This is a genomic window from Streptomyces inusitatus (assembly GCF_014651115.1).
Classification (GTDB): Bacteria; Actinomycetota; Actinomycetes; order Streptomycetales; family Streptomycetaceae; genus Streptomyces; species Streptomyces amakusaensis.
On sequence record NZ_BMWG01000002.1, the window covers coordinates 183,749 to 202,232 of the forward strand.

The 18,484-nt window shown below is 71.7% G+C and carries 19 protein-coding genes; 11 read left to right on the plus strand and 8 right to left on the minus strand.

Annotation, left to right across the window (positions count from 1 at the left end; all coding sequences use genetic code 11):
• Positions 1-2 precede the first annotated feature (2 nt).
• A complete protein-coding gene (locus tag IE247_RS04620; RefSeq protein ID WP_190121589.1) occupies positions 3-620 on the plus strand; it encodes a CBS domain-containing protein in 618 nt (205 codons plus the stop codon).
• 72 nt (positions 621-692) lie between these two features.
• On the opposite strand, the gene leuE is transcribed toward IE247_RS04620, so the two are convergent.
• Positions 693-1,352, minus strand: a complete 660-nt coding sequence (leuE, locus tag IE247_RS04625) for a leucine efflux protein LeuE (protein WP_190121590.1) — start codon at positions 1,350-1,352, stop codon at positions 693-695.
• A 66-nt stretch (positions 1,353-1,418) separates the two neighbouring features.
• Positions 1,419-2,999 carry an acyl-CoA mutase large subunit family protein gene (locus tag IE247_RS04630; RefSeq protein ID WP_190121591.1) on the minus strand — a complete coding sequence of 527 codons (1,581 nt, stop codon included), beginning with the start codon at positions 2,997-2,999 and terminating at the stop codon, positions 1,419-1,421.
• Between the two features lie 127 nt (positions 3,000-3,126).
• Between IE247_RS04630 and IE247_RS04635 the strand changes: the two genes are divergently transcribed.
• Positions 3,127-4,155, plus strand: coding sequence for a L,D-transpeptidase family protein (locus IE247_RS04635; protein WP_190121592.1), 1,029 nt, complete (start codon positions 3,127-3,129; stop codon positions 4,153-4,155).
• A gap of 237 nt (positions 4,156-4,392) precedes the next feature.
• On the opposite strand, the gene IE247_RS04640 is transcribed toward IE247_RS04635, so the two are convergent.
• The 4 genes from IE247_RS04640 to IE247_RS04655 form a co-directional block, all read right to left on the minus strand.
• Positions 4,393-5,595 carry a hypothetical protein gene (locus IE247_RS04640; RefSeq protein WP_190121593.1) on the minus strand — a complete coding sequence of 401 codons (1,203 nt, stop codon included), beginning with the start codon at positions 5,593-5,595 and terminating at the stop codon, positions 4,393-4,395.
• Positions 5,595-6,419 carry an RNA polymerase sigma factor gene (locus IE247_RS04645; protein ID WP_190121594.1) on the minus strand — a complete coding sequence of 275 codons (825 nt, stop codon included), beginning with the start codon at positions 6,417-6,419 and terminating at the stop codon, positions 5,595-5,597. The genes IE247_RS04640 and IE247_RS04645 overlap by 1 nt, the downstream gene beginning before the upstream one ends.
• A 313-nt stretch (positions 6,420-6,732) precedes the next feature.
• Positions 6,733-7,317 carry a hypothetical protein gene (locus tag IE247_RS04650; protein WP_190121595.1) on the minus strand — a complete coding sequence of 195 codons (585 nt, stop codon included), beginning with the start codon at positions 7,315-7,317 and terminating at the stop codon, positions 6,733-6,735.
• Between the two features lie 276 nt (positions 7,318-7,593).
• A complete protein-coding gene (locus IE247_RS04655) occupies positions 7,594-9,165 on the minus strand; it encodes a beta-N-acetylhexosaminidase (RefSeq protein ID WP_190122080.1) in 1,572 nt (523 codons plus the stop codon).
• A 521-nt stretch (positions 9,166-9,686) separates the two neighbouring features.
• Here IE247_RS04655 and IE247_RS04660 point away from each other — a divergent pair.
• The 6 genes from IE247_RS04660 (at position 9,687) to IE247_RS04685 (ending at position 14,429) form a co-directional block, all read left to right on the plus strand.
• Positions 9,687-10,151: a 2-oxo-4-hydroxy-4-carboxy-5-ureidoimidazoline decarboxylase gene (locus tag IE247_RS04660; RefSeq protein ID WP_373305520.1), complete on the plus strand. Its 465-nt coding sequence runs from the start codon at positions 9,687-9,689 to the stop codon at positions 10,149-10,151.
• 167 nt (positions 10,152-10,318) lie between these two features.
• Complete coding sequence (sdhC, locus tag IE247_RS04665; protein WP_190121596.1) at positions 10,319-10,699, plus strand: succinate dehydrogenase, cytochrome b556 subunit; 381 nt, start codon at positions 10,319-10,321, stop codon at positions 10,697-10,699.
• A 6-nt stretch (positions 10,700-10,705) separates the two neighbouring features.
• Positions 10,706-11,182 (plus strand): succinate dehydrogenase hydrophobic membrane anchor subunit, encoded by a 477-nt coding sequence (locus IE247_RS04670; RefSeq protein WP_190121597.1) that lies wholly within the window; start codon positions 10,706-10,708, stop codon positions 11,180-11,182.
• A 19-nt stretch (positions 11,183-11,201) separates the two neighbouring features.
• Positions 11,202-12,956 carry a succinate dehydrogenase flavoprotein subunit gene (sdhA, locus tag IE247_RS04675; protein WP_190121598.1) on the plus strand — a complete coding sequence of 585 codons (1,755 nt, stop codon included), beginning with the start codon at positions 11,202-11,204 and terminating at the stop codon, positions 12,954-12,956.
• Complete coding sequence (locus IE247_RS04680) at positions 12,956-13,714, plus strand: succinate dehydrogenase iron-sulfur subunit (protein ID WP_190121599.1); 759 nt, start codon at positions 12,956-12,958, stop codon at positions 13,712-13,714. The genes sdhA and IE247_RS04680 overlap by 1 nt, the downstream gene beginning before the upstream one ends.
• 190 nt (positions 13,715-13,904) lie before the next feature.
• A complete protein-coding gene (locus IE247_RS04685; RefSeq protein ID WP_190121600.1) occupies positions 13,905-14,429 on the plus strand; it encodes a hypothetical protein in 525 nt (174 codons plus the stop codon).
• A gap of 51 nt (positions 14,430-14,480) precedes the next feature.
• Here the strand turns inward: IE247_RS04685 and IE247_RS04690 are convergent, their stop codons facing one another.
• Positions 14,481-15,236, minus strand: a complete 756-nt coding sequence (locus IE247_RS04690) for an alpha/beta fold hydrolase (protein ID WP_190121601.1) — start codon at positions 15,234-15,236, stop codon at positions 14,481-14,483.
• Between the two features lie 136 nt (positions 15,237-15,372).
• On the opposite strand from IE247_RS04690, the gene IE247_RS04695 reads away from it, so the two are divergent.
• Genes IE247_RS04695 through IE247_RS04705 form a run of 3 tightly spaced genes read left to right on the plus strand, consistent with a single transcriptional unit; the run spans position 15,373 to position 17,101 of the window.
• On the plus strand, positions 15,373-15,816 hold the full coding sequence (locus IE247_RS04695; RefSeq protein WP_190121602.1) for a hypothetical protein: 444 nt from the start codon (positions 15,373-15,375) through the stop codon (positions 15,814-15,816).
• Positions 15,817-15,821: 5 nt separating this feature from the next.
• Positions 15,822-16,289 (plus strand): thiol-disulfide oxidoreductase DCC family protein, encoded by a 468-nt coding sequence (locus IE247_RS04700; RefSeq protein ID WP_190121603.1) that lies wholly within the window; start codon positions 15,822-15,824, stop codon positions 16,287-16,289.
• Between the two features lie 11 nt (positions 16,290-16,300).
• Positions 16,301-17,101, plus strand: coding sequence for a TetR/AcrR family transcriptional regulator (locus IE247_RS04705; RefSeq protein ID WP_190121604.1), 801 nt, complete (start codon positions 16,301-16,303; stop codon positions 17,099-17,101).
• A gap of 3 nt (positions 17,102-17,104) precedes the next feature.
• On the opposite strand, the gene IE247_RS04710 is transcribed toward IE247_RS04705, so the two are convergent.
• Entirely contained in the window at positions 17,105-18,478 is a 1,374-nt protein-coding gene (locus tag IE247_RS04710) for a metallophosphoesterase (protein ID WP_229868656.1), read from the minus strand.
• Between the last annotated feature and the right edge of the window lie 6 nt (positions 18,479-18,484).

An 18,484-nucleotide genomic window follows, 5' to 3' on the forward strand; every position in this document is an offset into this window, starting at 1 on the left:
CCATGAGGCACCGCAGGGTCGCCGACCTGATGACGCCCGCCGCCGTGAGCGTCCAGCGGGGAACCGCCTTCAAGGAGATCGCCCGGCTGCTGGACGAGTACGGCATCACGGCCGTGCCGGTGGTCGACGACGAGGAGCGCCCGGTCGGCGTCGTGTCGGAGGCGGATCTGCTGCGCCGGCAGACCTCCCGGACGACGGCGAGCACCGCCGAGGCGCTGATGTCCAGCCCGGCGATCGTGGCGGAGCCGCAGTGGAGCGTGGTCCGGGCGGCCCGGGTGATGGAGGAGAAGCGGATCAAGCGGCTGCCGGTGGTGGACGCCTCCGGACGGCTGACCGGTGTGGTCAGCCGCAGCGATCTGCTCCGGCTCTTCCTCCGGCGGGACCGGGCGATCCAGGAGGAGATCCTTGAGGACGTCCTCACCCAGACCCTGGGTCTCTCCCCCTCCGCCCTCACAGTCGATGTCACCGACGGCCGGGTCACCCTGAGCGGAACCGTGGAGCGGCGGACGGTACTGCCGGTGTTCGTCCGGCTGTGCGAGAGCGTCGACGGAGTGGTGGAGGTCATCGACCGGCTGGACTACCGCCTCGACGACACGGCTCCCGCCGAAGCACCGGACTGACCGGACCGGCCGGGCCGGACCGACAGGACCCGCCGACCGGACCGGGACCGGCCGGGCCGCGCGCGTACCTCCTCAGGCGGCGCTGCTGAGCGAGAGCTTCACCGCGAAGCCGAGGAAGAGGGCGCCGGCGGCGGAGTTCGCCCCGGCGGTCAGCCGTCTGCGGCGGCGGAAGACGGCGGCGAGGTGGGTGCCGGTGAATATCAGCGCGGAGAGATAGAGGAAGCTCGCCAGCTGGAGGAAGCCGCCGAGGACGGCGAAGGACAGCGCGGGATAGGCGTACGCGGGATCCACGAACTGGACGAAGAAGGCGATCACGAACAGGATCGCCTTCGGATTGAGCAGGCTGATCACAAAGGCCTTGCGGAAGGGCCGCTCGGCCGCCCCGGCGGGCTGCTCACCGCCGGGGGTCTCGGCGGGCTCCTCGTGCCGCTGCCGCCACATCGACCAGGCCGCGCGCAGCATCCCTATCGCCAGCCAGGTCAGATAGCCCGCCCCGGCGAACTTCACGATCCCGAAGAGCAGCTCATTGGCCTGGAGCAGGGAGGCCACTCCGGCGGCCCCGAGCACCATCAGCACGGTGTCGCCGCACCAGACGCCCGCGGCGGCCGTGTACCCCTTGCGGGTCCCGCTCCGCGCGGCGACCGAGAGCACATAGAGCGAATTCGGCCCCGGCAGCAGAACGACCAGGACAAGACCCGCCAGATAGGTCGGAAGATCGGTGACACCCAGCATGAAAAGGAGTGTCGCACACGGGTACGACACTCCCCCTCTGTGTTCTCCGCCACAGGTCAGAGGGGGTCAGAAGGTGTCCGTGGGGACATGGGAGCCCCAGACCTCGCGCAGCGCGCCGCAGACCTCGCCGACCGTCGCCAGGGCGCGCAGGGCCTCCTTCATCGGGGGCAGCACATTCGCCGTGCCCCCGGCCGCCGTGCGCAGCGCGTCGAGCGCCCCGGCCACGGCGGCGCGGTCGCGTCCGGCGCGCAGGGCCGCCAGCCGCTCGCACTGCCGGGCCTCGATCCCGGGGTCGACGCGGAGCGGCTCGTACGGCTCCTCGGCGTCGAGCGCGTACCGGTTGACGCCGACGACGACGCGTTCGCCGCTGTCGGTCTCCCGTGCGATCCGGTAGGCGCTGCGCTCGATCTCGCGCTTCTGGAAGCCCTGCTCGATGGCGGCGACCGCGCCGCCCAGCTCCTGGACCCGGCGCAGCAGGGCCAGGGTCTCGTCCTCGATGCCGTCCGTCAGCCGCTCGATCGCGTACGAGCCCGCGAACGGGTCGACGGTGGCGGTCACATCGGTCTCGTACGCCAGCACCTGCTGGGTGCGGAGCGCCAGCCGGGCGGACTTCTCGGTCGGCAGAGCGATCGCCTCGTCGAAGGAGTTGGTGTGCAGCGACTGGGTGCCGCCGAGGACGGCCGCGAGGGCCTGCACGGTGACGCGTACGAGATTGACCTCGGGCTGCTGGGCGGTGAGCTGCACGCCCGCCGTCTGGGTGTGAAAGCGGAGCATCAGCGACTTGGGGTTCCGTGCCCCGAACTCCTCGCGCATCACCCGTGCCCAGATCCGGCGCGCGGCCCGGAATTTGGCGATCTCCTCCAGGAGGGTGGTCCTGGCGACGAAGAAGAAGGAGACCCGGGGGGCGAAGTCGTCCACCTCCATGCCCGCCGCCACCGCCGTGCGGACGTACTCGATGCCGTTGGCGAGGGTGAAGGCGATCTCCTGCGCGGGCGTGGCCCCGGCCTCGGCCATGTGGTAGCCGGAGACGGAGATGGTGTTCCACCGGGGGATCTCGCGCCGGCAGTACTGGAAGGTGTCCGCGACCAGCCGCAGCGAGGGCCCCGGCGGAAAGATGTAGGTGCCCCGGGCGATGTACTCCTTGAGCACGTCGTTCTGGATGGTGCCGGTGAGCCGGTCGGCCGGTACGCCCTGTTCCTCGGCCACCAGTCGGTAGAGCAGCAGCAGCGGCGCGGCCGGGGCGTTGATCGTCATCGAGGTGGAGACACGGTCGAGCGGGATGCCGTCGAACAGGACGCGCATGTCGTCGAGGGAGTCGATGGCGACGCCGACCCTGCCCACCTCTCCGTGGGCGATCGGCGCGTCGGAGTCGTGGCCCATCTGGGTGGGCAGGTCGAAGGCGACGGAGAGTCCGGTGGTGCCGTGGGCGATCAGCCGCTGATAGCGGGCGTTGGACTCGGCGGCGGTGCCGAACCCCGCGTACTGGCGCATGGTCCAGGGGCGGCCGGTGTACATCGTCGGGTGGACGCCCCGGGTGTAGGGGTACGAGCCGGGCTCCCCCAGCCGCTCCGCCGGGTCCCAGCCCGTCAGCGCGTCCGGCCCGTAAACCGGTTCGATGGGCAGCCCCGACTCGGACTGGCGTGTCATTCTCGGCCTCCCCGGGACCTCTTTTCGGACCTTTCTTCCCCATCATGCGGGGGATTGGGCAACCGGGCAGGGCGGAATCACCTCTGGAGGGGCAGCACAGGCGGCCGGGGGACACAGGGGGACGGGCATGCTTCGCAGCAGCGTCGTACACGGGAGGACGGACCGGGGGCCGAACCGGGGGACGCGCCGTGGGCCGGACCGGGGGACGCGCCGGGCGGCGACGGTACGCGGAGTGCTGGCGGCGGTCGCCGTGCTGGCGGTGGCCACCGGGTGTACGGCACAGGCGAGCGATCTCCGTTCGGCGGGGGCCGGTTCCGGGGTGGGCGGCACACCGTCCGCGACCGCCGCCGGGGCCGTGACCGGGGCCGTCTCGAAGCCGACCCCGACCCCGACTCCAACTCCGCCCCCTCCCCCGGTTTCCACCTCGGCACCGGCGGCGACGCCTTCCGCCCGGCCGCCGCTGTCCGCACCGGCGACGACGGCGGCTCCCACCCGGTCGGCCACCCCGAGCGCCCCGCCCGCGCCGGTGCTGATGAGCCGGGGCGCCCGGAGCGATCAGGTCCGCGAACTCCAGGCCAGGCTGGCCCAGATCGGCTGGTTCGACGGCGCGCCCACCGGGACGTACGGACCGGTCACCACCGCCGCCGTCCAGGGGTTCCAGGGCAGGCGCGGACTGCCCGTGACGGGGGACACGGACACCGTGACCTGGCGGAAGCTGCTCGGTATGACGACCGAGCCGACCCGCGCAGAGCTGACCGGCGAGACCGTCAACAAGCCCGCCGTCAAGCTCGACCCGCGCTGTACGACGGGCCGGGTGATGTGCGTCAGCAAGACCACGCGCACGCTCTCCTGGGTGGTCGACGGCGAGGTCCGGTCGACGATGGACGTGCGGTTCGGCTCGGAGTACACCCCCACCCGGGAGGGGGTCTTCAGTGTGTTCCTGAAGTCGAGGGACCATGTGTCGACGCTGTACGACACCCCGATGCCGTACGCGCTGTTCTTCAGCGGCGGCCAGGCGGTGCACTACTCGTCGGACTTCGCGGCGAACGGCTACAGCGGGGCCTCGCACGGCTGTGTCAATGTGCGGGACCGGGCGGCCGTCTCGGCGCTCTTCGCGGAGGTGCGGAACGGCGACAAGGTCGTCGTCCACTGGTGACCCGCCCGGCGGGAAGGAAGCGGGAGGGAAGAAGAAGAGGAGGCGCGGGCGGGACCGGGGGAACGTGTCCCACCCGCGCCAATGCGTCTAGCCGTAGGTACGGGGGGAACCCCGGCTCATGACGCCACCGATGACCAGTCGGCTCACTCATTACTGCGCCGTACGCCACAAAAATGTCACACATGGCTGTTCCACCGAATGAAGTAGCAGGTCAAGGCTGTGCGCAGACGGGCGGCGCTACTTCGACGGACCCGGCGGGCGGTTGACGGCGGGGCCGCCCGCGCCGGGGCCGCTGTTCGCCGTGGCGCTCTCCTTCACGGTCCGGCCGTCCTTCACGGTGCCGCCGTTCTGGGCGGACTTGGCGTTCTTACCGCCGCCGCCGCGGTCGCCGTGGTGGTGGCCGTGACCGTGATCATGCCCCTGGCCCTGGCCCTGTCCCTGGCCCTGCTCCTGGCCCTTCGGCTTGGACTTGGGCTTGGGCTTGGTCCAGCCCTTCCCGTGGTCGCGCTTGGTGAACTTGTCCGGCTTGGCCGGTACGGCCGGGACACCGTCGCCGCCCGCCGTGTCCCGTCCCTTCGCCCGGAACGGGCCGTCGAGGAGCCTCTCGCAGAAACGGTCCACCCGGTCGGCGCCCTTGGCGTTCCGCTCCAGCCGCTTCGCGCCCACGGGGCCGAGGGTCCCATCGCGGCGGGCACGGCAATCCGCGACCAGCCGGTGGTACTTCTCCCCCGCCAACCGGTTCCGGTTCCGGTTCTGCTTCTGGTCGGGGTCGCCCGTCCAGCCCTCCGCGCCGACCTCCCCGCCGTCCGGGTACGGCTCGGCGCCCACGGCGCCGGGCGAGCCGGAACCGCTCGCGGAGGGCTTCGGCGCACCGCTCTGGGCACCGCTGTCGGCGAACGGGGCCGACGGACTCGTACCGGCCGCAGCGGGCGGGCGCACCGGCGGACGGGTCTCCGGCGCGGCCGGCGGCTCGCTGTCCACGGGCGTCGGGGCATCGCCGCCGACGACGTGCGAACCGGCGGGCGGCGCGGGGAAGGGCGAGGGCAGCAGACCGCTGCCGGCCGCCACCGCCACCCCGCAGAAGGCGAATCCGGCGACGGCGGCCACCACGCCGAAACGGACCGTGCGCGGCAGCCCGCCCGCCTGGCGCGGGCGCGGCGGCCGGGTCAGCCGTACGACTCCGAGGCTCTCGCCCTCCTGCGGGATCCGGGCGGGCGCTTCGGCCCGTACTCTGCGAAAGGCCGCCGTCGCGGCGGCCTCTCCCTGCATCTCGCCGTCCTCCGGGCGGAGCGGCAGCCGTGGCGCGCCCGCGGAGCGCAGCGCCCGGTCGAGCCGGCCGGCCTGGGTACGGGCTCGCCCCTCGGGGGCGTCGACCGGTTCACCGCGCAACAGCCGTTCCGCTGTGTCCTGGTCGAGCCACTCGTACCGCTCGTCGGCCATCACATGTCCTTCTGCGTCCGCAGCCGTATATGCGTCACACCGGCGGGTGCCGTCGCACCCGGCCGTGGTACGCGCTGCGGAGGCACACCATTCAGGTCGGTTCCGCGCTCGTCGGGGCCGGTTCCCGCGCTCGCGTCGTCCGTGTCGACACTGTCCGCACCGTACGCTCTCGCGACCGGATCCCGGTATTCCATTTGCCGGTGACCAGCCGTCGGGCGCGGCCCGCCGAGGCTTTCGGCGGGGCTCCCGACAGGGCTCCCGGCGGGGTCGGGGCCCTCCGCTCCCAGCAGCTCGGCCAGCCGCTTGAGGCCCCGGTGGGCGGCGGTGCGGACCGCGCCCGGGCGCTTGCCCAGGGTCTTGGCGGCGCTCTTGGCGTCGAGGCCGACCACCACCCGCAGGACGACCGCCTCGGCCTGGTCCTGGGGGAGCTGGGCGATCAGCGCCATGGTGCTGCCGGTGGCCAGCGACTCCATCGCCGCGTCGGCGGTGTCGCACTCGGCGGGCTTCCCGGTCAGCTCGGTCTCGTCGCCGCCGACGGCGGGGCGGCGACCGCGCATCCGTATGTGGTCGAGGGCCCGGTTGCGGGCTATGCGCGCGGCCCAGCCCCGGAACCGGTCCGCGTCACCGCTGAAGCGCTCCAGGTCCCGGGCGATCTGAAGCCATGCCTCGGACGTGACGTCCTCGGCGTCCGCCTCTCCCACGAGAGTGCGCACATAGCCGAGCAGCCGCGGGTGCACGGCGCGGTACACAGTACGGAAGGCGGTCTCGTTCCCGTCCTGTGCCGCGAGCACCGCGGCGGTCAGCTCCGCGTCGTCCCCCAGCACTACCTCAACCTGTTTCGAATCGCAGCTGGTCACCACTGCCCGCGCCCTCCGGGCGCGCATCAGACGCTACGGCGTCGCCCTGGCTCACGTCCATGGCTTGTACAACTTGCAACAATATGCCGACTCAGTGGGGTGTGACAGAAAACGTCTGCCCGGCGCTGAGTGAAGTACGGGGACGCCACGCGACCCCGGCGGACGGCGACCGGGGCCTCTCCTGTGGGGGGTGGCGGCCTCGGTCGTCCCTCCATCCGCCACGCCGTCTCCTCGTCGGCCGCCCGGCGGACCTCCGTACGCCCGCGCGGCGCGGGGCCGGTCAGCCCTGGACCCTGGACCGGCGGGAGACCACCGCGCGCAGCACCCGCTGCCCCTCGGTCGACACCCGCAGCACCTGGCGGAGCCCGGCCCCGCCCTCTCCCGCGCCGAGTATCTCCAGCACCTTCAGCTGTCGGCGCAGCTCGCCGGCGACCAGCGGCCCGGCCCCGGCGGGCTCGCCCTCGCGGCAGCCCTTCAGCACCTCGACGACGGCGGTGGCGGCGGGCTCCCCGACCGCCGGGCCCGCGTCCAGCCGGTGGTGGAGTTCGAGCGCGGCTATCGAGCAGTCGTCCGCCCACTCCCGCAGCGGCTCCCGGTCCCAGAGCGGGGGCGCGGCGTCCAGCATCTGCCGTACGAGAGTGCCCGCCTCGTCCCCGGTGTCCGCCTCGGCCATCGTCTCCCGGGCCTCGATCAGCGCGACGGTCCAGCCGTCCGCGCCCTTCGCCAGCCCGGCCCAGAGCGGGCGCAGCACGTCCGCCTCCGCCGCGAGCAGCGGCAGACAGCGCTCCAGGCTGGCCAGTCCGCTCGCGGCGAGACCTCGCTCGTCGGCCTCCGCGATCAGTTCTCTCAGGCATTTCGACGCCATGGGACGTCTCCCCCTCCCGACGTGCCCCCTTCGATCCGGAGGGCCCGTTCAGCGGCGCGGTTTTCGGGCCGCTTGGCGCAAAGTACTCCCTTCCGCACCCCGCCCGCCATGGGTTGTGCGGAGCTGGACGGTTGTGCACCGGACTGACCGAAGCGCATCAAGTGAGCTTGACTCCCTCACATTTGCATCACGTGGCCATGACATTCCCGCCATGCGGAGGCGTTCGGCCGCGGGCTCCCGGTTCTGCCGGTCGGCCCGGCCGCTCGGCCCGGCCGCTCAGCCGAGCCGCTCGGCCAGCGCCTGGAATCCCTGCCAGTCACGGGCGGGCGGGCGCGGGTCCCAGACCTTCTGGGCCGTCGCCCGGAGCGGGAGCGCGATGCCCCGGGCGATCCGCTCGGGGGTCTGCGCCCCGGCGATGTCGCACCAGATCGCGAACCGGGCTCCCAGGATCTGCCCCGAGTACTTCCGGGGCACCGGTGCGGTGCCGCGCAGCACCAGCGGGGTCCACTGCTCGTAGATCCGCTCGCCGGTGGGGTAGGTGAACTCATTGGGCTCGCCGAGCACGTAATAGAGGTACTCGTCGTTCAGGTTCACCACCGGCCGGCCCTCGGCGAGGTACTCGTCCGGCTGACGCGCCCCGATCTCCTTGCCGGTCCAGTACTGGACCTCGACGTCCTTGTCGACGCTCACCCGCCCGCCCCGGAAGAATCCGTCGTTCCACGCGGTGGGCACCCTGCCCAGCGGGCGCACCGCGGCGGCGCGGTCGTTCACCCAGGCGGTCGCGAGGTCCTGGATGCGGCCCTGGGGCCCGTACCGCTCGCGGGCGAGGGCGGCGAGGGCGGGGAAGGAGGCCTCGGGGTCCCGGCGGGTCAGCGCCTGGTACTCGTCGCCGCCGAGGTTCCAGTACCGGCTGTCGAAGAGCTGGGCGTACTCCCTCAGCAGTTCGTCCACCAGGGTGGCGGACGCGGGCTTGGAGATGTCGATCGCGCCGGGCACGGTCCGTCCGGCGGCGTCCTTCAGCCTCAGCTCCGGATAGTGGTCGAGGACCGCGCCGAGGTGGCCCGGGGAGTCGATCTCGGGGATGACGGTGATGTGCAGCGAGGCGGCGAGTTCGAGGATCCGTCTCACCTGGGCCTTGGTCAGATGCTCGCGGGAGACGATCTCGGGGTGGGTGTCGGACTGGATCCGGAAGGCCTGGTCGTCGGAGAAGTGCAGGCCGAGCTGGTTGAGCTTGATGTCGGCCATCTCCCGCAGCCGGTCCTCCAGCCAGCCCGCCGTGAAGGGTTTGCGCGCGATGTCGACCATCAGCCCGCGCTGCGGCCGGCCGGGCGCGTCCCGCACGGTCCCCTCCGGCATCGCCCCGCCGGAGCGCACGGCCTGTTTCAGGGTGCGGGTGCCGTAGAAGACCCCGGCCTCGGCGGGCCCCGATATCCGGACCCGGCCGCCGCCGGTGACGACGGTGTACGACTCCGGGCCGGTCAGGGCCCCCTGGGCGGGCGGGGGCGACGGGGGCGCGGTGAGCGCCAGCTCCACATCGCCGGGGCGGGCCGCGGCCGTTCCCCGGAAGGCGATCTTCAGCTCCCCGGCGAGAAGCCTGCCCTCGTCGTCGAGTCCCTCGCTGCCCTTCGCGATCACGACCCCCGCGCCGGGTTCCGGCCGCCAGCCGGGGCCGCGCGCCGGTTCATGGACGCGTACGGCGGGGATGGTCGCGGGGGCCGAGGAGAGCGGGTACGTCCGGGAGGGTGACGGGGTGGCGGCCTCCCGGTCCCGGGAGGCGGCCTCGGTGCGGGCGGGGCCGTCGGGGCCACCGCCGGAGCCGCCGTCTCCGGAACAGCCGCCCAGTGTCATGGAGAGTGCGGTGGCGGCGGTGACCGCGGTGATCGCCGCGACGGCGAATCGGGCGCGCGAAGAGCCTCGTATCACTCGAATGCCTCCCAAGTAGCAAGAAAGTTTGTTAAACCACCCCCATCTGCCCATCACATAAAGCGAAACTCCCACTTTCGGGTGAAAATCGTGCGGCCGTCGGACGGCCGCTCGGACAGATCGATAGCGTCCGACCCATCCGCCTCCCCCTTCCCAGCGGTTCCGCTGTTCCGTTCGAGGAGCCCACGCTGCCCAGCGAATCCCACGCCGGCCTCCCGAGGCGATCGCCGACACTCCACCAGACCGCGACCGCCCCCACCCCTCCAGCCTCACCACCCCCGGCCGCCCCGCAAGCCCAGCCGCCGCAGCCGCGCGCCGCCCGGATCCCGCAGCCGCGCACCGCGCCGATCCCGGAGCAGCGCGCCGCGCCGCCCCCGTGGCCGCGCGACACGCCCTGGGGCCTGGACCGCTTCAACTCGGCCGACCCCCGGTCGGCCGTCACCGCCCTGCTCGGCTGCTGCGGCAGCCACCGCTGGGCCCGCCGGCTGGCCGAGCACCGCCCGTACCCCGACATCGGCTCCCTGCTCGCCGCCGCCGACGAGGCCTGTTACGACCTCACCCCCGCCGAGCTGGGCGACGCCCTCGCGGGCGAGTCCCGCGCCCGGCCGCACCCGAGCGCCCCCCGGGTGGCGCACACCGCCCTCGCCGCGGCCCACGCCGCGTACGAGAGCAGATTCGGCCACGCCTTCGTGATCGCCCCCGGCCCGGGCAGGGCCGCCGCCCACCTGGACCGGATCCTCACCGGCATCCGCACCCGGCTCGCCCACGAGCCGGACGAGGAGCGCGCCGTGGCCGCCGAGGAGCTGCGCGGACTGGTCCGGGCCAGGCTGCGGCGACTGCTGCCGGCCGGGCCGCCGAACGGGTCCTCGGCCGGACAACCGAGGAAAGGCCGGACAAAGGCTTACCGATAGCCCGTCCGAGGCTGTTTGATTGCCTGTTTGATCACACCTGCGGACCCCGGGCGAACGAACCGACAAAGCGTCGCTACGATGGCCGGGGCCGGTGGACCGTACCCGGCCGGGCCAAACCGACCACCCAAGCCGGCAGGCCCTAGTCCCCGCTCCCGGAGGGTTCTTCCGTGCCGGCTGGAACGCTGTACCGCGGCCGGGAAGGAATGTGGTCCTGGGTGGCTCATCGAGTCACCGGCGTCCTCATCTTCTTCTTCCTGTTCGTCCATGTCCTGGACACCGCACTCGTCCGTGTCTCGCCAGAGGACTACGACAAGGTCGTAGCCGTCTACAAGACTCCCATCGTCGCGTTGCTGGAGTACGGCCTCGTCGCCGCGGTGCTCTTCCACGCGCTCAACGGTCTGCGAGTCATCGCCGTAGATTTCTGGTCCAAGGGCCCGCGCTTCCAGAAGCAGATGCTCTGGACCGTCGTGGGCATCTGGGTCGTGCTGATGGTGGGCGCTCTCTACCCCGTCCTCGGCCACGCCGTACGCGAAGTATTCGGGAGCTGACGCACCATGTCTGCTGACACCTCTTCCGCCATCGGTTCCGTCGAGAGCGGCCCGCACTACGACGTGGACAACCCGGCCCCCCTCATCGAGGCCCCGCGCAAGCGCACCGGGAAGACCCCGCGCGCCACCCGCGGCAACTTCGAGATGGCCGCCTGGCTCTTCATGCGTCTCTCCGGCGTCCTGCTGGTCGTCCTGGTCATCGGCCACCTGATCATCCAGCTGGTGCTGGACGGCGGCGTCTCCAAGATCGGCTTCGCGTTCGTCGCGGGCCGCTGGGCGTCCCCGTTCTGGCAGGTCTGGGATCTGCTGATGCTCTGGCTCGCCATGCTGCACGGCGCCAACGGCCTGCGTACCGTCATCAACGACTACGCCGAGCGGCCGAACACGCGCCTGTGGCTGAAGGGCCTGCTGTACGCCGCCACGGTGTTCACCATCCTGCTGGGCACGCTGGTGATCTTCACCTTCGACCCGAACATCCGCTAAAGCCGGGGCTGACGAACCAATGAAGATCCACAAGTACGACACCGTCATCGTCGGCGCCGGCGGCGCGGGCATGCGCGCGGCCATCGAGGCCACCAAGCGCAGCCGTACCGCGGTGCTGACCAAGCTCTACCCCACCCGCTCCCACACGGGCGCGGCGCAGGGCGGCATGGCCGCCGCGCTCGCCAATGTGGAGGAGGACAACTGGGAGTGGCACACCTTCGACACGGTCAAGGGCGGTGACTACCTGGTCGACCAGGACGCCGCCGAGATCCTGGCGAAGGAGGCCATCGACGCGGTCCTCGACCTGGAGAAGATGGGCCTGCCGTTCAACCGGACGCCGAACGGCACCATCGACCAGCGCCGCTTCGGCGGGCACTCCCGCAACCACGGCGAGGCCCCGGTCCGCCGGTCCTGCTACGCCGCCGACCGCACCGGTCATATGATCCTCCAGACGCTGTACCAGAACTGCGTCAAGGAGGGCGTGGAGTTCTTCAACGAGTTCTACGTCCTGGATCAGCTGATCACCGAGGTCGACGGGGTCAAGAAGTCGGCCGGCGTCGTCGCGTACGAGCTGGCCACCGGCGAGATCCATGTCTTCCAGGCGAAGTCCGTGATCTACGCCTCCGGCGGCACCGGCAAGTTCTTCAAGGTGACCTCCAACGCGCACACCCTCACCGGCGACGGCCAGGCGGCCTGCTACCGGCGCGGGCTGCCCCTGGAGGACATGGAGTTCTTCCAGTTCCACCCGACGGGCATCTGGCGCATGGGCATCCTGCTCACGGAGGGCGCCCGCGGTGAGGGCGGCATCCTGCGCAACAAGGACGGCGAGCGCTTCATGGAGAAGTACGCCCCCGTCATGAAGGACCTCGCCTCGCGCGACGTCGTCTCCCGCTCCATCTACACGGAGATCCGCGAGGGCCGCGGCTGCGGCCCCGAGGGCGACCACGTCTACCTGGACCTGACCCACCTGCCGCCGGAGCAGCTCGACGCCAAGCTCCCGGACATCACCGAGTTCGCCCGGACCTACCTCGGCATCGAGCCCTACACGGACCCGATCCCGATCCAGCCCACCGCGCACTACGCCATGGGCGGCATCCCGACCAACGTCGAGGGTGAGGTCCTGCTGGACAACACCACCGTCGTGCCGGGTCTGTACGCGGCCGGCGAGGTCGCCTGTGTCTCGGTGCACGGCGCCAACCGGCTGGGCACCAACTCGCTCCTCGACATCAACGTCTTCGGCAAGCGCTCCGGCATCGCCGCCGCCGAGTACGCCGCGAAGGCCGACTACGTCGACCTTCCGGAGGACCCGGCCTCGCTGGTCCAGGAGCAGGTGGAGCGGCTGCGCAACTCCACGGGCAACGAGCGGGTCGCGGAGATCCGCCGTGAGCTCCAGGAGACGATGGACGCCAATGTGATGGTGTTCCGCACCGAGCAGACGATCAAGACCGCCGTCGAGAAGATCGGCGAGCTGCGCGCCCGCTACAAGAACGTGTCCATCCAGGACAAGGGCCGCCGCTTCAACACCGACCTCCTCGAAGCCGTCGAGCTGGGCAACCTGCTCGACCTGGCCGAGGTCATGGCCGTCTCGGCACTGGCCCGCAAGGAGTCCCGCGGCGGTCACTACCGCGAGGACTACCCCAACCGCGACGACGTCAACTTCATGCGCCACACCATGGCGTACCGCGAGCTCGGCGACGACGGCACCGAGACCATCCGTCTCGACTACAAGCCGGTCGTCCAGACCCGCTACCAGCCGATGGAGCGTAAGTACTGATGGCTACCCCCGTACTGGACAAGGTCGAGGCGGAATCCGCCGCCTCCCCCTACATCACGGTCACCTTCCGGGTCCGCCGCTTCAACCCCGAGGTGTCGGAGCACGCGGTCTGGGAGGACTTCCCGATCGAGATCGACCCCAAGGAGCGGGTCCTCGACGGCCTCCACAAGATCAAGTGGGACCTCGACGGCTCCCTCACCTTCCGCCGCTCCTGCGCCCACGGGATCTGCGGCTCCGACGCGATGCGGATCAACGGCAAGAACAGGCTCGCCTGCAAGACGCTGATCAAGGACATCAACCCGGAGAAGCCGATCACGGTCGAGCCCATCAAGGGCCTCACGGTCCTCAAGGACCTCGTCGTCGACATGGAGCCCTTCTTCCAGGCCTACCGCGACGTCATGCCCTTCCTCGTCACCAAGGGCAACGAGCCGACCCGCGAGCGCCTCCAGTCCGCCGAGGACCGCGAGCGCTTCGACGACACCACCAAGTGCATCCTCTGCGCCGCCTGCACCTCCTCCTGCCCGGTGTTCTGGAACGACGGCCAGTACTTCGGCCCCGCCGCCATCGTCAACGCCCACCGCTTCATCTTCGACTCCCGCGACGAGGCCGGTGAGCAGCGCCTGGAGATCCTCAACGACAAGGACGGCGTCTGGCGCTGCCGCACCACCTTCAACTGCACCGACGCCTGCCCCCGCGGCATCGAGGTCACCAAGGCCATCCAGGAAGTCAAGCGCGCCCTGATCACCCGCCGCTTCTGACCCTCCCTCGTGGTTTCCGCTCCCCGCCCCGCCGGATCCGATCCGGCGGGGCGGAGTGCTGTGGGGGCCTCCCCGCCGGGCGGGAGCCGGGCGCCTGAGGGAACGAGGGCATCGGGCTTCTCGTCGCGGGAGGGGACCTGGCAGGATCAGAGGGCCTCTGACTGATGGGGCGGAAAGCGGGGAAACGACCATGAGCGAGCCGAATCCGTACCGGCCGGACGGGGAACCCGAGTATCAGTGGGGGCCGGAGCAGCCGTACGGGTATCCGCAGGAGACGCGGGGGTACGGGTATCCGCAGGGGGCGGGGCCGGGGTTCACGCAGGCGGCGGGGGTGCCGGTGCCGGTGCCGTATGGGCAGGCGGTGGGGGGTGCTCCGGCGCTGGCGATCGGGGACATCACGGTGGTGGGGGACACGATCATGACCCCGGCGGGGGGAATGCCGCTGCGGGGGGCGGTGTGGAACGCGTCGGATCTGTCGCGGACCGAGGAGAAGATCCCGGTGTACGCGATCGTGCTGGCGGTGCTGTTCGTGGGGGCGTGCGGGCTCGGGCTGCTCTTTCTGCTGATCAAGGAGAAGGAGACCTCGGGCTTTGTGCAGGTGACGGTGACCAGTGGCGGGAAGCATCACGCCACGATGATCCCGGCCATGCATCCTCATCTCTTCCAGCAGGTCATGGCCCAGGTCGGCTACGCGCGCTCGATCAGCGCGATGTGACGGAGCCCCCGGCCTCCGGCGGGCGGGGCGGGAGGCCGCCCGCCGGGGGTGTCACGGGGTGAGGAAGTCGGCGAGGAGAGCGGTGATCTCGGCCGGGCGCTCCAGGCTGGGGAGATGGCCCGCCCAGGGGAGTTCGCGGTGGTGTGCGCCGGGCAGGAGTTCGGCGGTGCGGATCGCACAGGCGCGGAAGTCCGGGAAGTCGTGGGCGCCGGAGAGGATGAGGGCGGGGGTCCGGAGGCCGGCGAGGGAGGGTACGTCGAAGTCGGCGGCGCCGTCGTGTTCCTCGGCGGCGGCGGACTGGACGCGGAAGGCGTGCAGCTGCATGGCGCGGACGGCCTCGGTGGTGGCGGTGTCGGCCTCGGGGCCCAGCCAGGCGCGGGCGTTGAGTTCGGCGGCCTTCTCCAGCTCGTCGGCTTCGAAGAGTTCGGTCTCCCGGGCGTCGAAGGCGGCGAGTTCGGGGCTCTCGTCCTGGTCGGGGAGGCCGGGGCAGAGCAGGGCGAGCGCGGTGACCCGGTGCGGGGCGCGGAGCGCGATGTCGAGGGCGGTGCGGCCGCCGTACGAGGAGCCGACGAGGGCGGCCTGTTCGACGCCGAGGGCGTCCAGGAGCCGGAGCACATCGTCCGCGTCGCTGTAGGGAGCGTCTGAGGCCGGGGTCTCGCCGTACCCCCTGAAGTCGCAGCGCACCAGCCGGAGTCCGGCGGCCGGGAGCTTCCGCCACTGCGGGTCCCACATGCGGCGGTCGCAGACGGTGGAGTGCAGCAGGACGGCCACCGGGCCGTCGCCGGTCATGTCATGAGTAAGAGTCATCAAGGGCACGTTAAGCCGGAATCAGCCCCGAGCCAACTGGATTGCGGGGCCGCACACCCATGTCTTGAACATGTTCAAAAACAGGTCTACTGTCTTTTCTGACAGTCTTTTTGAACGCGTTCAAGGAGCGTGGGGCATGGACTTCAACGTGGTCGGCTACATCGTCTATCTGCTGGTCAGCGTGGCGCTGACGATCTGGGTGGCCCGCACCCTCAGCCGCAATGGGCGGATCTTCCTCGCCGATGTGATGCACGGGAACGAGAAGCTCGCCGAAGCCGTCAACCATCTGCTGGTCGTCGGCTTCTACCTGGTCAACCTGGGCTTCGTCGCCCTGTATCTGCGGGTCGCCGAGGAAATCGGGGACACCCGCGGGCTGTTCGACGCGCTCTCGGTGAAGCTCGGCGTCGTCCTGCTCGTCCTCGGGGTGCTGCACCTGGGCAATGTCTACGTCCTCAACAAGATCCGCCGCCGGGGTGTGATGGAGCGCGAGACGACCCCGCCTGTGGAGCCGCAGGGCTGGCTGCCCCCGGCGGACAAGACCCCCTGGACCCCGCCCGCCGGCGGACCGGCCGGAGCCTGAGCGCCATGGCCACCCATCCGCGCCACCGGGGTCCGCTCCAGCGGCTGACCGTCCTCTACGACGCCGACTGCCCGCTCTGCGTCCATCTGCGGCACTGGCTCAAGCGGCAGCGCCAGCTCGTCCCGCTGCATCTGGTGCCCGCGGGCTCGGAGGCGGCGCGGCGGCTCTTCCCCTCCCTCGACCACGGGCGCACCCTGCGCGAGATCACCGTGATCGGCGACGGGGGCCAGATCTACAGCGGCTCGGCCGCCTGGGTCGTCTGTCTGTGGGCGCTGGCCGAGCACCGGACCAGGGCCCACTGGCTCGCCACCCCCGCCGGAGCCCCCTTCGTCCGCGTCACCATGCTCGCGGCGGCCAAGTACCGCGAGCTGTCCGGCGTACGGCCGGGGCCGGACGGCGCACGCCCGGGCCCGGCCGGGGCCCCGGCCTCCGCCGGTCCGCCCTGCGACGACCGGTGCGAGATCCCCCGTTAGGCTCGGTCACCGTGACGGACGCGCAGGCCCCCAAGAATGCCCCCAAGAGCGAGCAGACCCGCACGCTCATCCTTGAGACAGCCCTGAGGCTGTTCCAGGAGAACGGTTACGACAAGACGACCATGCGGGCCATCGCCAAAGAGGCCGGTGTCTCGGTGGGCAACGCGTACTACTACTTCGCCTCCAAGGAACACCTCGTCCAGGGCTTCTACGACCGGATCGCCGCCGAGCACCGCGCGGCGGTCCGGCCCGTGCTGGACAACGAGACCCAGTTGGAGGCGCGCCTCGCCGGGGTGCTGCTCGCCTGGCTGGAGATCGCGGAGCCGTACCACGAGTTCGCGGCGCAGTTCTTCAAGAACGCGGCCGACCCGGAGAGTCCCCTCAGCCCCTTCTCCAAGGAGTCGGAGCCCGCCCGCGAGGAGGCCATCGCGGTGCACCGCGAGGCGCTGGCCGGAGCGAGGACCAAAGTGCCCGCCGAACTGGCCGACGCGCTTCCGGAGCTGCTGTGGCTCTCCCAGATGGGGCTGGTCCTGTACTGGGTCTTCGACCGCTCGGAGGGTCACGAGCGCAGCCGCCGGCTGGCGGAGCAGGGCGCGCGGCTCACCGCGCGGGGCATCGTCCTCGCCCGTTTCCGGGTGCTGCGCCCGCTCGTCCACGATGTGCACGAGCTGCTGACGGATCTGCTGCCCGGGATGGCGCAGTCGGCCGTGGGCCGCAAGCAGGGCGCGGCCGCGAAGAAGGCCGCAGGGGTACGGAAGCGGGCGACGGCGGTACGGAAGGGGGCGGCCGCGCCGCCGCCCCCGGCGGAGTGAGGCTCAGGCCTTGCGCGAGGCGAGCTGGACGACGGTGATGTCGGAGGAGGCCCCGACCCGGACCGGCGGGCCCCAGGCTCCCGCGCCCCGGGTGACATAGAGCTGGGTGTCCCCGTACCGCTCCAGGCCCGCGACGGTGGGGTTGGCGAGTTCGGCGAGGTAGTTGCCCGGCCAGAGCTGTCCGCCGTGGGTGTGGCCGGAGAGCTGGAGGTCCACGCCGTGCTTGACGGCGTCGTGGATGACGACGGGCTGGTGGGCGAGGAGCACGGAGGCCCGGCCGGTGTCCCGGTCGCCGAGCGCCCGGGCGAAGTCGGGGCCGTGGCCGGTGGCCTCGCCCTCCAGGTCGTTGACCCCGGCGAGGTCGAAGCCGCCCGCGATCTCCACGCGTTCGTTCTCCAGCGGCCGCAGCCCCAGCTCACGGACGTGGTCGACCCATTCGTCGGCCCCGGAGTAGTACTCGTGGTTCCCGGTCACGAAGAAGGAGCCGTGCCGGGCCCTGAGCTGAGTGAGGGGTTCGGCGGCGGCCCCGAGGTCGGCGACGGTGCCGTCGACCATGTCGCCGACGACGGCGACGAGGTCGGGCTGGGCCGCGTTGATGGCGTCGACGATCCGCTGGGTGTGGCCCCGGCCGAGGATGGGCCCGAGGTGGATGTCGCTGACGACGGCGATCCGGAAGCCGTGCGCAGAGCGCGGCAGCTTGGCGAGCGGTACGGTGACCCGCTTGATCCTGGGGCCGCGCAGCACCCCGTACGCGCCGTGGCCCACGGTCCCCAGCGCGGCGGCGGCGGCCGTGCCGCCGACCACCCGGGAGACGAACAGCCGCCGGGAGACCGGCTGGGGCCCGGGAGCGCCGGGCGCGGCCTTGACCTCGTGCGGGGCGGCGGCGGGGTCGGCGGGCGCGGTCAGGACGGCGGACGGGGAGCCGGGGGCCGGGGCCTGCTCCGGGGAGGCGTCGGCGGTGGCCGCCGAGGGATCCGGGCCAAAGGGCACGGACAACGCGGGCCTCTCGGCGTCCGCGGTGGTGTGATCCGGTACGCCGACGGCGCCGACGGCGGGCGTCCGCTCCGCGCGGCGCAGCCACAGGGCGCGTACGGCCTCGCCGACGAGCAGCCACAGGACCAGATAGAGCAGGACCGGCAGCCAGAGATACCCGGGCCAGGCCAGCACCTGTTCCAGCCGGAACGGCACCCCCGCCCGGCTCGACGTCAGGGCAGCGACCGACAGCAGGGGCAGCGTCCACACCGCCACCGTGCCGATCCGCCGCGCCGTCCCGCCCGCGCGCGTGGTGTCACGGACGAGTCTGCGCCAGACATACCAGTGCGCCCCCGCGAAGACGGCGATCACCGCGACCATGACCAGCAGGACGACCACAATCACAGACTG